Raw genomic sequence first — 14,343 nt, forward strand, 5'->3', positions numbered from 1 at the left:
CGGCCATGCAGTCCGCGACGCAGCACAATCCGCGGTTTGCTCGCAGACAATCGGACGGAACGGAGTGGTGGTGCCCGGTCGTGTCGAGATCGATAACGTCGCACCCGTAATTTCCTGCGGCGCGTACCCCGCCAAAGCAGTGGTCGGAGAGACGGTCCCGGTCAGCGCCGCAGTGTGGCGAGAAGGCCACGACGCGGTGGCCGCAACCCTGGTAGTGCGCTACCTGGGACCGCGCTATCCGCAGGTCACCGAGACCCGCCGCGTCACGGCGGTCCAGGCGCCCGAAAAGCTGGCGTCCCCGCTGGACGGCAGGCCCGTCGAGCGAGTCAAACCGCAGCAGCTGCCGATGACGATGGGCCTCGAGCCTTACGTTTTCCACGGTCAGTTCACCCCCGACCGGGTTGGGCTATGGACCTACCGCGTGGACGGCTGGGGCGACCCAATCCACACCTGGCGGCACGGACTACTGGCCAAGCTGGACGCGGGCCAAGGCGAAAAGGAATTGTCCAACGATCTGCTGGTCGGTGCCGGGCTGTTCGAGCGAGCCGCGACCGGGGTGCCGCGCGCGAATCGCGATCCGCTGCTGGCGGCGGCGGCGGCGTTGCGAGCCTCCGGTGATCCGGTGACGCGTACCGCTTTGGCGCTGGCCCCCGAAATCGAGGAGATCCTGGACGGCTATCCGCTGCGGGAAATCGTCACCCGTGGCCAGCAGTACGGAGTCTGGGTGGATCGGCCGCTGGCTCGGTTCGGCTCCTGGTACGAGATGTTTCCGCGTTCGACCGGCGGCTGGGACGTCGACGGAAACCCCGTGCACGGCACCTTCGCCACGGCGGCCGCCGATCTTGGGCGCATTGCCGACATGGGATTCGACGTCGTGTATCTGCCACCGATTCATCCGATCGGCAAGGTGCACCGCAAGGGGCGCAACAACTCCCCCACCGCCGCTCCGACAGATGTGGGATCTCCCTGGGCAATCGGTAGCGACGAGGGCGGCCACGACGCCATTCATCCGGACCTGGGCACCATCGACGACTTCGACGAATTCGTAGCCGCGGCAAAAGATCTCGGTATGGAAGTCGCCCTGGACCTGGCACTGCAGTGCGCCCCGGATCATCCTTGGGCGCGTGAACACCGGCAGTGGTTCACCGAGTTGCCGGACGGCACCATCGCTTACGCGGAGAATCCGCCGAAGAAATACCAGGACATCTATCCGATCAACTTCGACAACGATCCGGCCGGCCTCTACGACGAAGTACTGCGCGTGGTCCGGCACTGGATTGAGCACGGCGTCAAGTTCTTTCGGGTTGACAACCCGCACACCAAGCCGCCCGACTTCTGGGCATGGCTGATCGCCCAAGTCAAGGACACCGATCCCGACGTGTTGTTCCTATCGGAGGCGTTCACCCCGCCGGCCCGGCAATACGGACTGGCCAAACTCGGCTTCACTCAGTCCTACAGCTACTTCACCTGGCGCACCGCCAAATGGGAACTCACCGAATTCGGCAACGACATCTCCGCCCTCGCCGACTTCCGGCGGCCGAATCTGTTCGTCAACACGCCGGACATCCTGCACGCCATACTGCAGCACAACGGTCCGGGCATGTTCGCCATCCGCGCCGTGCTGGCGGCCACTATGAGTCCGGCCTGGGGCATCTATTCGGGCTACGAGCTGTTCGAGCACCGCGCGGTACACGAGGGCAGCGAGGAATACCTCGACTCGGAGAAGTACGAGTTACGTCCGCGCGACTACGCCGGTGCGCTGCGCGAGGGTAGGTCGCTCGAACCATTCCTCACTCGTCTCAACGCAATTCGCCGGGTCCACCCCGCGCTGCAGCAGCTACGCACCATCTACTTCCATGGGGTCGACAACGATGCGTTGCTGGCCTTCAGTAAGTTCGACCCAGCAACCGGAGACTGCGTGTTGGTGGTGGTGACGCTCAACGCATTCGAGGCTGAGGAAAGCATGCTGTGGTTAGACATGGCGGCATTGGGTATGGAGTCCTATGAGCGGTTTTGGGTGCGCGATGAGATAACCGGCCAGGAATTCCAATGGGGGCAATCAAACTACGTACGCATCGATCCCGGACAGGCAGTCGCCCACATCATCAATATGCCACTCATCCCGCAGGATTCTCGAGACACGTTGCTGCGCAGGAGGTAACAGGGCCCGAAAGGGGACACAAGAGCATGAGCCGAACCGACAGCCGAACCGATCAACCCGCCAAGACGCACCTGGCGCCCGATCCGGGCGACTTGGCCCGGCTAGTGGCCGGCACCCACCACAACCCGCACAGTGTCCTGGGCGCCCACGAGTACGGCGACCACACGGTCATCCGGGCCTTCCGCCCACACGCGCAGGAAGTCGTCGCGGTGGTCGGTGACGACGAGTTCGCACTGCAGCACCTCGAATCCGGCTTGTTCGCCGTAGCGCTGCCGTTCGCGAACCTGATCGACTACCGGCTGCGGGTGGACTACGGCCCCGGCGCACACGCCACGGCAGACGCTTACCGCTTCCTGCCGACTTTGGGCGAGGTCGACCTGCACCTCTTCTCCGAGGGCCGCCACGAGCGACTCTGGGAAGTTCTCGGCGCTCATCCTCGCTCGTTCACCACGGCCGACGGCGTCGTCAACGGTGTCTCGTTCGCCGTGTGGGCACCTAATGCCAAGGGCATCAGCTTGATTGGCGAGTTCAACGGATGGACTGGAACCGAGGCGCCGATGCGGGTGCTGGGCTCCACTGGGGTGTGGGAACTGTTCTGGCCCGGGTTCCCGCCGGACGGACTGTACAAGTTCCGCGTGCACGGCGCCGACGGCGTCGTCACCGAACGGGCCGACCCGTTCGCCTTCGCCACTGAGGTGCCGCCACACACCGCTTCACGGGTGACGACGAGCAAGCACATCTGGACCGACGAAGACTGGATGACGCAGCGCGCGCAGCGTAATCCAGTGTTCGAGCCGATGAGCACCTACGAGGTACATCTCGGCTCGTGGCGACCCGGGCTCAGCTATCGTCAGCTCGCCACTGAACTGACGAATCATGTTGTCGAACACGGGTTTACCCACGTAGAGCTGTTGCCCGTGGCCGAGCATCCCTTCGCCCCGTCATGGGGCTACCAGGTCACGTCGTACTATGCGCCGACATCGCGATTCGGCACACCGGATGACTTTCGGGTGCTCGTCGATGCGCTGCACCAGGCCGGCATTGGCGTCATCGTGGACTGGGTCCCAGCGCACTTCCCCAAAGACGCATGGGCGTTGGGCCGCTTCGACGGCACACCGCTATACGAGCATTCCGACCCCAAACGCGGCGAGCAACTCGACTGGGGTACCTACGTTTTCGACTTCGGCCGCCGCGAGGTACGCAACTTCCTGGTCGCGAATGCGTTGTACTGGCTCGAGGAATACCATATCGACGGCTTACGGGTGGACGCCGTGGCGTCGATGCTGTACCTGGATTACTCGCGCCCCGAAGGCGGCTGGACGCCTAACATCTACGGCGGGCGAGAAAACCTCGAAGCGGTGCAGTTCCTGCAGGAGATGAACGCGACAGCCCACAAGGCCGCGCCGGGTATCGTCACGATCGCCGAGGAGTCGACGTCGTGGCCCGGTGTCACGCGGCCGACTACCCTTGGTGGCCTTGGCTTTTCGATGAAGTGGAACATGGGCTGGATGCACGACACGCTCGACTACATCAGCCGCGACCCAATCTACCGCAGCTTCCACCACCACGAGATGACGTTCTCGATGCTGTACGCGTTCAGCGAGAACTACGTGTTGCCGATCAGCCACGACGAGGTAGTGCACGGCAAGGGCACGCTGTGGGGCCGGATGCCGGGCAACAATCACGTCAAAGCCGCCGGGCTGCGCAGCCTGCTCGCCTATCAGTGGGCCCACCCCGGGAAGCAATTGCTGTTCATGGGACAGGAATTCGGCCAGCGCGCCGAGTGGTCTGAGCAGCGCGGTTTGGACTGGTGGCAGCTCGACGAGCAAGGGTTTTCCAACGGGGTGCTGCGTTTCGTGCGTGACCTCAACGCCATCTATCGCGACCACGCTGCGCTGTGGAGCCATGACACCACGCCCGAAGGCTATTCCTGGATCGACGCTAACGATTCCGGCAACAATGTGCTGAGTTTCCTGCGTTACGGCAAGGACGGCTCGGTGATGGCCTGCGTGTTCAACTTCGCGGGTGCGGAGCACAGCGGCTACCGGCTCGGCCTGCCCACCGCGGGCCGCTGGCGCGAGGTGCTCAACACCGACGCGACGGACTACAACGGTTCCGGAATCGGCAATCTCGGCGGTGTCGATGCGACCGAAGACCCGTGGCACGGCCGACCAGCCTCGGCGCAGCTGGTGTTGCCGCCCACATCGGCACTGTGGCTGGAACCCGAGTAATCAGTACAGCGCGTTGGCGAGGTTTCGCCGACCGACGACGACCTCGGGGTCGGCGGGATCGAACAGTTCGAACAACTCGATCAGCCGCGTTCGCACTTGGGTGCGGTCATCTCCAGATGTGCTGCGCACCAACGTGGTCAAGCGCTCGAACGCCGCGGTCACGTCCTGGTTGAGAATTTGCACGTCGGCTGCCGCGAAGGCGGCTTCGATGTCACCCGGAGCGGCATCGGCGACGGCCATCGCATCGGGACGTCGTGCGGTCGCACGCGTGAGGAAGTCGATCTGGCGGATCGCGGCTTTCGCCTCGACACTGTCCGGGTTGGTATTCAGCAACGCCTGGTAGGACTGCTTGGCCGCGTCGAAGTCACCGGCCTCGAGCTGCTGGCGAGCTTGATCCAGCGCCGGGTCTACTTCCTCATCGTCGCCGGAACTGGTTGCGCCCTTTAACTTTCCAGCCGTGGCCGACAGCAGTTGGTCGAGCCAGCGACGCAATTGATCGGCGGGCTGCGAGCCTTGGAAGCTGGACATAGGCTGACCGGCGGCCAGGGCGACGACCGTGGGGACCGCTTCGACGCCGAAAATCTGGGCCACTCTGGGCGCCACATCGACGTTGACCGTCGCCAGCGCCCATTTGCCGTCGTCCTGACCGGCCAGGACGGACAGCGTGTCAACCAGCTCGACGCATGCCTCGCTGCGCGGCGACCACAAAACGACCACGACGGGGACTTCGTCGGAGCGGATCAGCACTTCAGCTTCGAAATTGGCTTCGGTGACCTCTGTGGTGCCCGGCCCCCCGGGCGCTGGCCGGTCCGGCGCAGCACCGGCCGAAGCGCTCTGCTGAGCAGGCTGCTTAAGACCGGACAGGTCGACCGCACCAGCAAGCGCGGGCCCGATCGGTGGTCTCGGACGCGTCACGCCGACAAGTCTGTCATGCGCGCCGACTATCGATCCACCCGGTGGCGCGAGCGCTGCGGCGTCGGCAAGTTCGGCCGAAAATCCGCGGTTTTAGCGGCCCTGGTAGGCCCGTATGAGCAAAATCACAACTATCCCGGAACCCCGCCTTCCAGCAACGCTGACCAGTGGTCAGCCTCGGTTAGCCGGCCCGCAGAATCAGTGCGTCGCCCTGACCGCCGGCCCCACACAGCGCCGCAACGCCGTAACCCGAGCCGCGACGCGCCAGTTCCAGCGCCACGTGCAGCGTGATCCGGGCACCCGACATGCCGATGGGGTGTCCCACCGCGATCGCACCGCCGTTGACGTTGACCATCTCCGGGCTGACCCCCAGTTCGCGCGTGGAGGCCAGCGCTACCGCGGCGAACGCCTCGTTGATCTCGATGACGTCGAGCTGGTCGACCGAGATGCCTTCGCGGTTGAGTGCCTTCTTGATCGCGTTGGCCGGCTGCGATTGCAGTGTCGAGTCGGGTCCAGCCACGACTCCGTGGGCGCCGATCTCGACCAGCCACGACAGCCCCAACTCCTGCGCCTTCTCCTTGTTCATCACCACGACCGCGGCGGCCCCGTCGGAGATCTGCGATGCCGAGCCCGCGGTGATCGTGCCATCGCGGCGAAATGCCGGCTTCAGACCGGCCAGCGAATCGGCGGTGGTGTTTGCCCGAATCCCCTCGTCCTCGCTGAACTGCAGCGGGTCGCCTTTGCGCTGCGGGATGTTCACGGGCACCACTTCATCGGTGAAGACGCCATCCTTCCACGCTGCGGCCGCCTTTTGATGCGACTGTGCAGCGAACTCGTCCTGCTCGGCGCGGGTGAACTTGTCGACGTCGTTGCGCTGCTCGGTCAGCGCCCCCATCGGCTGGTCGGTGAACACATCGTGCAGGCCGTCGTAGGCCATATGGTCGAGCACCGTCACGTCCCCGTACTTGTAGCCGGCCCGGCTGTCCATCAGCAAATGGGGTGCCTTCGTCATAGACTCCTGGCCACCGGCCACCACCACGTTGAACTCCCCGGCGCGAATCAGCTGGTCAGCGAGTGCAATGGCGTCGATGCCGGACAGGCACATTTTGTTGATGCTCAACGCCGGCACGTCCCAGCCGATGCCGGCCGCTACCGCCGACTGCCGGGCGGGCATCTGGCCGGCCCCGGCGGTCAGCACCTGGCCCATGATCACGTACTGGACCGCAGAGGCCGGGACGTTAGCCTTCTCCAGCGCACCGGCGATCGCGATCGCACCGAGATCGCTGGCCGAGAAATCCTTCAGCGAACCCATCAACTTGCCGATCGGGGTCCGTGCTCCAGCAACGATCACCGATGTCGTCATAACAACCTCCTAGCGACGCATGGACGGCCGATTCGGCCTCCCGGGGAAGCGCAATCTTTGCCGCCAGGTTACCTTTATGTGATGACGACCGATCAAGTTGACGCCCGTCAAATCCTGGCCACCTCGCTGGTGACTGCGATCGATCACGTCGGCATCGCAGTCGCCGACCTCGACGCCGCCATCGCCTGGTACCACGACACCCTCGGCATGGTCTTGGTGCACGAGGAAGTCAACGAGGACCAGGGAATCCGCGAAGCCATGATCGCCGTGCAGGATGGCGAGCCGGGCACCGCACAGATCCAGTTGATGGCCCCGATCGACGAGTCCTCGACGATCGCGAAATTCCTGGACAAGCGCGGACCTGGCATCCAGCAGATGGCCGTCCGGGTCAGCGACCTGGACGCCCTGAGCGAGCAACTGCGTTCGCAAGGTGTTCGACTGGTCTACGAGGCACCGCGGCGTGGCACAGCGAACTCGCGGATCAACTTCATCCACCCCAAGGACGGCGGCGGGGTGCTGATCGAGCTGGTCGAGCAGGCTTCCTAGCCGCTCACCAAATTCACGACCATTTTCGGGTCGGGCTGCGGTTTGCCCGATTGGTCCAGCACGGCGTGTGCCAATGCCGCCGGTCATCTTCTCTTGTTTGCAGTCCGCCTCCGGCTGAGTCCGCCAGCCACACCACCAGATGCGCGACACCGGAACGGATTTCGTGGTCGCAGCCCGGGCATCGATAGGTCTTGACGGCACGCGCACCGGCGACTGGGCGCACTTCGTAGTCGTGACCATCAGGCCCGGCTTCCACCCGACGCTGGGCCGGCGACAGCGAGGGCAGCTGTTGCCGGCGTGGCGGTGTGCGGCGCCGAGCCATACCGGAGAGTCTAATCCGGCAAATCAGAACAGCCGGTACTCGTCGCTGTCCATTCCCCGCATTTTGTCGTAATCCAATGTGAGGCAACGAATTCCGCGATCAGTGGCCAAAGTTCGCGCCTGCGGTTTAATCTGCTGCGCGGCGAACACTCCCTTGACCGGCGCAAGAACGCTGTCGCGATTCAGCAATTCGAGGTAGCGGGTGAGCTGCTCCACGCCGTCGATCTCGCCGCGGCGCTTGATCTCCACCGCAACCGAGCCACCGTGAGCGTCGCGGCACAACAGGTCGACGGGGCCGATCGCGGTCATGTACTCGCGGCGCACCAACGTATATCCGTCACCCAGCAGCCCGACGTGTTCGGCGAGCAGTGCCTGCAGGTGAGCCTCCACGCCGTCCTTGACCAACCCGGGGTCGACGCCCAGCTCGTGGCTGGAGTCGTGCTCGATCTCCTCGACGGTGATCCGCAGCTGTTCGCCCGCCTTGTTTTCCACCACCCAGACCGGCGTCTCGCCATTGACCTCGTCGGTCAACCAGCACGGCGGACTCATCCAGTTCAACGGTTTGTAGGCGCGATCGTCGGCGTGCACGCTGACCGATCCATCGGCCTTGAAGAGCAACAACCTACGCGCCGACGGCAAATGCGCGGTGAGCCGTCCAACGTAGTCGACGGTGCACTGGGCGATCACTAGACGCACCCGACTCACCTTAGAGCGTCGTCAACGAATTAGGCTGACGCCACCATGTCGGCCAATCAGAGCGTGGCGCAGCGCTTGGGCCGGGTGCTCGAGAGGGTGACTCGTCAGAGCGGCCGGCTGTCGGAGACGTCCGCGTACGGTTCGCTGTTGCTTGGCCGGGTGTCCGAGAGCCAGACCCGCCGACGAGTGCGCATCCAGATCATCCTGACCGTCTTCATCCTCGTGACGAACCTGATCGGGATCGGCGTCGCGCTGTTACTGCTGGGCGTCGCGCTGCCGTCGCCGAGTATTTTCGATGCACCGACGTGGATCACCTGGGCGGTCGCGCCCGGATACATCGCCGTCGCGCTGGCGCTGGGGACCTACTGGATCACCCACCGGACAATGACGGCCCTGCGGTGGGCGATCGAAGAGCGCAAGCCGACCCTCGACGACGAACGCAACACCTTCCTGGTGCCGTTCTGGCTGGCGATCGGGGTGCTCATTCTGTGGGGAATCGGGACCGCATTGTTGACCACGCTCTACGGGCTGACGAACAGCCTGTTCATCCCGATCGTGGGCTTCTCGGTGGGGATCTGTGGCATTTTGGTGTCCACCGCGTGCTACCTGTTCACCGAGTTCGCGTTGCGGCCGGTGGCGGCCCAGGCACTCGAGGCCGGACGCGCGCCACAGCGGCTGGCGCCGGGCATCATGGGCCGGACCCTGACGGTGTGGCTGCTCGGCTCCGGCGTGCCGGTGCTCGGCATCGCGCTGATCGCGTTCTTTGCCCTGGCGCTGGGCAATTTAAGCGAGACCCAATTGAGTGTGGCGGTGCTGGTCGTGTCGAGCGCCGCGCTGATCTTCGGCTTCGTGCTGATGTGGATCCTGTCCTGGCTGACGGCCACCCCCGTGCGGGTGGTGCGCGCGGCGCTGCGGCGCGTCGAGCAGGGCGATCTGCGAGGCGATCTGGTGGTGTTCGACGGCACCGAGCTCGGTGAGCTGCAGCGCGGGTTCAACGCGATGGTCGACGGCCTACGCGAACGTGAACGTGTCCGCGACCTGTTCGGCCGCCACGTCGGGCGCGAAGTCGCTCTGGCCGCCGAACGCGAGAAGCCGCAACTGGGCGGCGAGGAGCGCCACGTCGCAGTCGTCTTCATCGATATCGTCGGCTCCACGCAATTGGTGACCAGCCAACCGCCAACCGAGGTCGTTCAAATACTCAATCGCTTCTTCGCGATCGTCGTCGAGGAAGTCGACCAGCACCACGGACTGGTCAACAAGTTCGAAGGCGACGCATCGCTGGCCATCTTCGGCGCGCCGAATCGCCTCGACTGTCCCGAAGGCGAGGCGCTGGCCGCGGCACGCGCCATCTGCGAGCGGATGGCGCGTGAGATGTCCGAGCTGGAGGCCGGCATCGGCGTGGCGGCCGGACAGGTCGTCGCCGGCAACGTCGGCGCCAAGGAACGGTTCGAATACACCGTGATCGGCGAACCGGTCAACGAGGCGGCCCGGCTGTGCGAGCTGGCCAAGTCACATCCGGGTGGATTGCTGGCGACCGCGAACACCATCGGGGGGGCGAGCGAAAGTGAGCGTGCCCGTTGGTCTTTGGGTGAGACGGTGACACTGCGCGGGTACGACCACCCGACTCGGCTGGCCTCGCCCCAACGCGCCGAATAGTCGTCGTAGTTTCGTGGCCACACTCGTCGCCTTTCACGCCCACCCCGACGACGAGGTGGTCCTCACCGGCGGAACCCTCGCCGGGGCGGTGGCAGCGGGGCACCGGGTAATCCTGGTCACCGCGACCGACGGGCGCATAGCCGACGAATCCGACCAGAGAATGCATGAATTACGTTCGAGCGCAAGCATTCTCGGTGTGCATCGGGTGGTGTGCCTTGGCTACGCGGACAGTGGCTTCGGGCCGACCTTCTACCCCGATCCGCCCGGTCGGGTCAGGTTCGGGCGGGCGGAGGTCGAAACGGCGGCACAGCAGCTGGCCGCCATACTTCGCGACGAGGACGCACAGCTGCTGCTGACCTATCAGCGCAACGGCGGGTACGGCCACCGGGACCATGTTCAGGTCCATCATGTCGGCAAGCGTGCCGCCGAGTTGGCCGCGACTCCGCAGGTTCTGGAGGTGACGATGCCACGCGAATTACTGCGTCGCGTGGGCAATCTTTGTCGCCTGCTACGCGTTCCGCCGCCCTACCCATCCGACACGATTCACACCGCATATGCCCCGCGGGCGACGATCACCCACCGGATCGACGTCCGTAAGTTCGCACGACAAAAACGAGATGCGTTCGCCGCCCATCGCTCACAGATCGGCAGCGGACCGGGCGCGCGTTTGTTCGGGCTGCTGATGGTGCTGCCACCCCAGGTGTTCGGACTGGTCTTCAGCCACGAATGGTTCGTCGACCCGGAGGCGCCGCCTGGCACCATGCGCCGCAATATCTTTGACGCGCCCGCTCGAGGTGGGTGTGACTAGGACGACTGGTGGCGAAGGTGTGCCCGCAGAGCCGAGGTGATCTCGGCAACCGCCGAGGCGCAGGCGCCCCCGAGAGCATCGAATTGGCCGAAGCCGTGAATCAATGAACCGAATCGGCGTAGATCAACAACGTTGCCCGCCGCTTCGAGCGCCGCCGCGTAGGACTCGCCCTCGTCGCGCAGCGGGTCAAACCCGGCCGTAGCCACGATGGCCGGCGGCAAGCCGGTGAGGTTTTCGCCGCGCAGCGGGCAGACTCGAGGATCGGCGGCGTCCACGCCACTACCGTCCAGGTAATACGAACTCATCAGAGCGAGGTCTCTCGCGGTCAAAAGGAAGCCCTCCGCGAACAGCTTTCGCGAGGCAGTATCGGCGCCCAGATCGATTACCGGATAGAGCAGCAGCTGAAGTGCCGGCGAGATACCGTCGTCGCGAGCTTGGTGCGCGACGACGGCGGCCAGGTTGCCACCCGCGCTGTCGCCACCGACGCAGATCTTACCGGGATCGGCTTGTAGGTCGTCGACATGCGAAACGGCCCATCGATAGACCGCATAGCAATCCTCTAGCCCGGCGGGCGCGGGGTGCTCGGGAGCAAGTCGGTAATCGACTGACAGCACCTGGACCCCGGCGTCGCGACATATCAATCGGCAGAGCCTGTCATGCGTGTCAAGATCGCAGAAGATGAAGGCGCCACCGTGGTAGAACACCAACAATGGGGCCCGGCCGGCCTGCTCGGATCGGTAATGCCTTGCGGCGATGGGACCTTCAGCGCCCGGTATGGTCAAATCGTTGACGACAATGCCCGCAATCGGATTGCGATTGAACGGTGCGATCGTCTCGCGGACGTTCTTGCGTACGACAGCCGGCCGATCCCCGTCGGTGAGGTTTTCCAGTCCCATCGCTTTGCGCGCAGCCAGCATTATCTGCAGGGTAGGGTCGAGCACGTTGCCGTCAATTGTGGTCGCCCGCCGGCCTATCAGCATTCGCTTCGCACGGTCTGGTATCAGCGGTAAGGCCCTGGCACCGAAGCTGTTTCCCGCGGAGTTGACCGCTGCCATCACTCTGGAATTGGGTTCTAGCATTTGACGCACGCTCCCCGGATCTTTTAGGTTCTTTCCGCGCTCGGATATCGCATCCGTTGCCCAGACTCCAATAGTGCGGCACCGGGACGCAAGCTATCGGCCGTAGCGCGCACCATTTCGGCCATATTGCGAACGCGCTGAACTACCCTCACGTCGTCATCGACTTGGTAGCGCCAAACTACTAGGACAAACTGCGAACCCGTACCGGCACAGCCTCTTTCACCAGTGACGTCACCAGTAGCAGCGCAAAGATCAGCAGCGTTCCGACAAACCAGACCGTGACTGGCCAGCCACCCACGCTGTAGACGACCCCGCCCAACACCCCGGCTACCGACCCACCGAGGTAGTAGCTGAACAAGTACAGCGCCGACGCCTCGGCACGATCCCGAAGTGCCACGGCACCCACCCATCCACTGGCAACCGCGTGTGCGGCGAAGAATCCGCCGGTGAAGACCGCGGTTCCGAGCACGATCACCGGCAATGCATTCGAAAGCGTCGTCAGCAGCCCTGCCACCATGCTCGGCAAGGCGATACCGAGCACCAGCGCGCGCCCCCTACGGTCGGCGAACCGCCCCGCGGCGACCGAGGCCCAGGTGCCCACCAGATACAGCAGGAACAACAGGCCCACGATCGACGGCGCCAACCCGAACGGCGCGGCGGCCAGTCGATAGCCGAGGTAGTTGTACACGGTGACGAATCCACCCATCAGCGTAAAGGCCAAGGCAAAAAGCCTGAGCAACACCGGATTTCGCAGATGCACGAGAAGATTCTGCGTGGTCGCCCGCATGCTCACCGTCTTCGGCGTAAAGAACTGGGACCGGGGCACCAGCACGGCGAACACCAGCGTGGCGACCAGAGTCGCCAACGAGCACACCAACAGCGCGACCCGCCAGTTGCTGACCTCGAGCACCAGCGCCGGGATGATCCGACCGGCGCAGCCGCCAATCGTCGTCCCGGCGATGTAGCGCCCCATCGCCGATCCCAACGATGACGCGTGCACCTCTTCGGCGAGAAACGCCATTGCGACCGCGGGTATCCCGGCGAGTGCGACGCCCTGCAATGCCCGTCCGACCAGCAGAACGCCGAGCGTGGGACTGAACGGCAGCAGCAATCCGATCACGCTGGAGGTGATTCCCGAGATCAGCATCACGGTGATGCGCCCGTACCGCTCGGAGAGCACGCTTGCCGGAACCACAAACAGTGCCAGCATGCCGGTGGTGAGCGAGACCGTCAGCGCCGAGGTGGCCGGGGAGATCCGGTAGTACGCCGACAGGGCGGGAAGCAGCGCCTGGGTGCAGTACATCGCGGCAAAACTGGCCAGCCCGGTGCCGCACAGTGCCGCGGTGACTCGCCGATATCCGCTGCTGCCGGCGTAGTGCGCGGTGGGAGTGGCCGCGAGCTGTGTCATAGCAATGATGCTCCGCGACGGCCGATTGAATCGGAAATGCATTATTTTTGAAACTATGATGCTATTACGGCATAAGTAGAGGTGGTAGACATGGCCGATGGGGACTACGAGTGGTTCCTCACACTCGCCGAACTTCAACATGTGACCGCGGCGGCTCAACAACTTCATATCGGGCAGCCGACACTGACCCGGATGCTGGCGCGCTTGGAACGGCGGCTGGGGGTGGCGCTGTTCGATCGCCGCGGCCGGCGACTCTCGCTGAGCACCTATGGCCGGATCTTCTACGAGCACGCTCGCCGGGCCCAATTGGAGCTCGATTCGGCCAGGCGCGAAATCGAGGACCTGAACAACCCCGCCGCCGGCGAGATCCGGCTCGGCTTCTTGAGTTCGTTCGGATCGATCGTCGTGCCTCGCCTGATCGCGTCCTTCACACAGGTGTCACCACGCGTGACGTTCACACTCGAGGAGGGCGCTTCCGAGGTCATCAACGATCGCGCGCTGGCGGGCGTCATCGACGTCGGAGTGGTTTCGCCTAGGCCGAAGACGTCAACTCTGGCTTGGCGCAGCCTGTTTCGCCAGCGCCTTGGCGTCGCCGTCCCCCACGATCACCCGCTGACAAGCATGCCGACGGTGTCCATGACAGACCTGGCCGACGAGCCCTTCGTTGCCATGCATCCGGGATACGGCATGCGTCAATTGCTCGACGAACTTTGTGTCGCAGCGCAATTCCAGCCACGCATCGTGATGGAATCGGCGAATCTGACCACCACCGCCGGGCTGGTGGCCGCCGGCCTGGGCATCAGCCTGACACCGATCGACGGCAGCGAGCGTGCGCCCGGTGTCAGCGTGCTGCGCCTGGCCGACGCCGACGCGTACCGCGACATCGGGATGATCTGGGATTCGGCTCGGCCGTTGTCCCGCGCCGCCCGGGACTTCGTCGCTGCCGCTGCGCCCGCCTAGCTGGCGGGACCGCCCGGCTACCCGAAAGAGGTTTTCGCCGAGACCATCTCGGACATCACTGAAATCCGGGAAGCCAAACGACACGTCGGTGCCAGCCGACGCGTTATGGCCGCGCGCAAAACTCGAAAACGCTTGGAATACTGCAAGTTCGACACCCCGGCGCTGCACAGACCGAGGCTTCCACCCGAAACCCTCCCCCGAG

The 14,343-nt window shown here is 64.6% G+C and carries 12 protein-coding genes; 6 read left to right on the top strand and 6 right to left on the bottom strand.

The annotated features are described in order from the left end of the window. Positions 1-70 precede the first annotated feature (70 nt). Complete coding sequence (locus tag DB708_RS20525) at positions 71-2,161, top strand: alpha-1,4-glucan--maltose-1-phosphate maltosyltransferase (protein WP_201263571.1); 2,091 nt, start codon at positions 71-73, stop codon at positions 2,159-2,161. Positions 2,162-2,187: 26 nt separating this feature from the next. After that, a complete protein-coding gene (gene glgB, locus DB708_RS20530) occupies positions 2,188-4,392 on the top strand; it encodes a 1,4-alpha-glucan branching protein GlgB (RefSeq protein ID WP_108925132.1) in 2,205 nt (734 codons plus the stop codon). On the opposite strand, the gene DB708_RS20535 is transcribed toward glgB, so the two are convergent. Together DB708_RS20535 and DB708_RS20540 are read right to left on the bottom strand one after the other, a co-directional pair. After that, on the bottom strand, positions 4,393-5,307 hold the full coding sequence (locus DB708_RS20535) for a thioredoxin family protein (RefSeq protein WP_108925134.1): 915 nt from the start codon (positions 5,305-5,307) through the stop codon (positions 4,393-4,395). A gap of 178 nt (positions 5,308-5,485) precedes the next feature. Further along, a complete protein-coding gene (locus tag DB708_RS20540) occupies positions 5,486-6,667 on the bottom strand; it encodes an acetyl-CoA C-acetyltransferase (RefSeq protein ID WP_108925136.1) in 1,182 nt (393 codons plus the stop codon). Between the two features lie 78 nt (positions 6,668-6,745). Here DB708_RS20540 and mce point away from each other — a divergent pair, with 78 nt between their 5' ends. Then, positions 6,746-7,213, top strand: a complete 468-nt coding sequence (gene mce, locus DB708_RS20545; protein WP_165839875.1) for a methylmalonyl-CoA epimerase — start codon at positions 6,746-6,748, stop codon at positions 7,211-7,213. Positions 7,214-7,226: 13 nt separating this feature from the next. Here the strand turns inward: mce and DB708_RS20550 are convergent, their stop codons facing one another. Together DB708_RS20550 and nucS are read right to left on the bottom strand one after the other, a co-directional pair. Beyond that, positions 7,227-7,535 carry a hypothetical protein gene (locus tag DB708_RS20550; protein WP_108925139.1) on the bottom strand — a complete coding sequence of 103 codons (309 nt, stop codon included), beginning with the start codon at positions 7,533-7,535 and terminating at the stop codon, positions 7,227-7,229. Positions 7,536-7,558: 23 nt separating this feature from the next. Continuing rightward, a complete protein-coding gene (gene nucS / locus DB708_RS20555; protein WP_108925141.1) occupies positions 7,559-8,230 on the bottom strand; it encodes an endonuclease NucS in 672 nt (223 codons plus the stop codon). A gap of 45 nt (positions 8,231-8,275) precedes the next feature. Here nucS and DB708_RS20560 point away from each other — a divergent pair, with 45 nt between their 5' ends. Further along, complete coding sequence (locus DB708_RS20560) at positions 8,276-9,886, top strand: adenylate/guanylate cyclase domain-containing protein (RefSeq protein ID WP_108925143.1); 1,611 nt, start codon at positions 8,276-8,278, stop codon at positions 9,884-9,886. Positions 9,887-9,899: 13 nt separating this feature from the next. Further along, positions 9,900-10,694 carry a PIG-L deacetylase family protein gene (locus DB708_RS20565; RefSeq protein WP_108925145.1) on the top strand — a complete coding sequence of 265 codons (795 nt, stop codon included), beginning with the start codon at positions 9,900-9,902 and terminating at the stop codon, positions 10,692-10,694. On the opposite strand, the gene DB708_RS20570 is transcribed toward DB708_RS20565, so the two are convergent. Continuing rightward, a complete protein-coding gene (locus DB708_RS20570) occupies positions 10,691-11,749 on the bottom strand; it encodes an alpha/beta hydrolase (protein ID WP_108925147.1) in 1,059 nt (352 codons plus the stop codon). The genes DB708_RS20565 and DB708_RS20570 overlap by 4 nt on opposite strands. 205 nt (positions 11,750-11,954) lie before the next feature. After that, positions 11,955-13,181: an MFS transporter gene (locus tag DB708_RS20575; RefSeq protein WP_108925149.1), complete on the bottom strand. Its 1,227-nt coding sequence runs from the start codon at positions 13,179-13,181 to the stop codon at positions 11,955-11,957. A gap of 90 nt (positions 13,182-13,271) precedes the next feature. Here DB708_RS20575 and DB708_RS20580 point away from each other — a divergent pair, with 90 nt between their 5' ends. Next, positions 13,272-14,141 carry a LysR family transcriptional regulator gene (locus tag DB708_RS20580; protein WP_165839877.1) on the top strand — a complete coding sequence of 290 codons (870 nt, stop codon included), beginning with the start codon at positions 13,272-13,274 and terminating at the stop codon, positions 14,139-14,141. The last annotated feature ends 202 nt before the right edge of the window (positions 14,142-14,343 follow it).

The organism is Mycobacterium montefiorense (assembly GCF_003112775.1).
Lineage (GTDB): Bacteria > Actinomycetota > Actinomycetes > Mycobacteriales > Mycobacteriaceae > Mycobacterium > Mycobacterium montefiorense.

Bases quoted from the DNA above. Each gene is read 5' to 3' on its own strand.
- DB708_RS20570 (WP_108925147.1), bottom strand. From the start codon at position 11,749: ATGGCAGCGGTCAACTCCGCGGGAAACAGCTTCGGTGCCAGGGCCTTA.
- DB708_RS20550 (WP_108925139.1), bottom strand. From the start codon at position 7,535: ATGGCTCGGCGCCGCACACCGCCACGCCGGCAACAGCTGCCCTCGCTG.
- DB708_RS20540 (WP_108925136.1), bottom strand. From the start codon at position 6,667: ATGACGACATCGGTGATCGTTGCTGGAGCACGGACCCCGATCGGCAAG.
- DB708_RS20580 (WP_165839877.1), top strand. From the start codon at position 13,272: ATGGCCGATGGGGACTACGAGTGGTTCCTCACACTCGCCGAACTTCAA.
- DB708_RS20560 (WP_108925143.1), top strand. From the start codon at position 8,276: ATGTCGGCCAATCAGAGCGTGGCGCAGCGCTTGGGCCGGGTGCTCGAG.
- glgB (WP_108925132.1), top strand. From the start codon at position 2,188: ATGAGCCGAACCGACAGCCGAACCGATCAACCCGCCAAGACGCACCTG.
- DB708_RS20575 (WP_108925149.1), bottom strand. From the start codon at position 13,181: ATGACACAGCTCGCGGCCACTCCCACCGCGCACTACGCCGGCAGCAGC.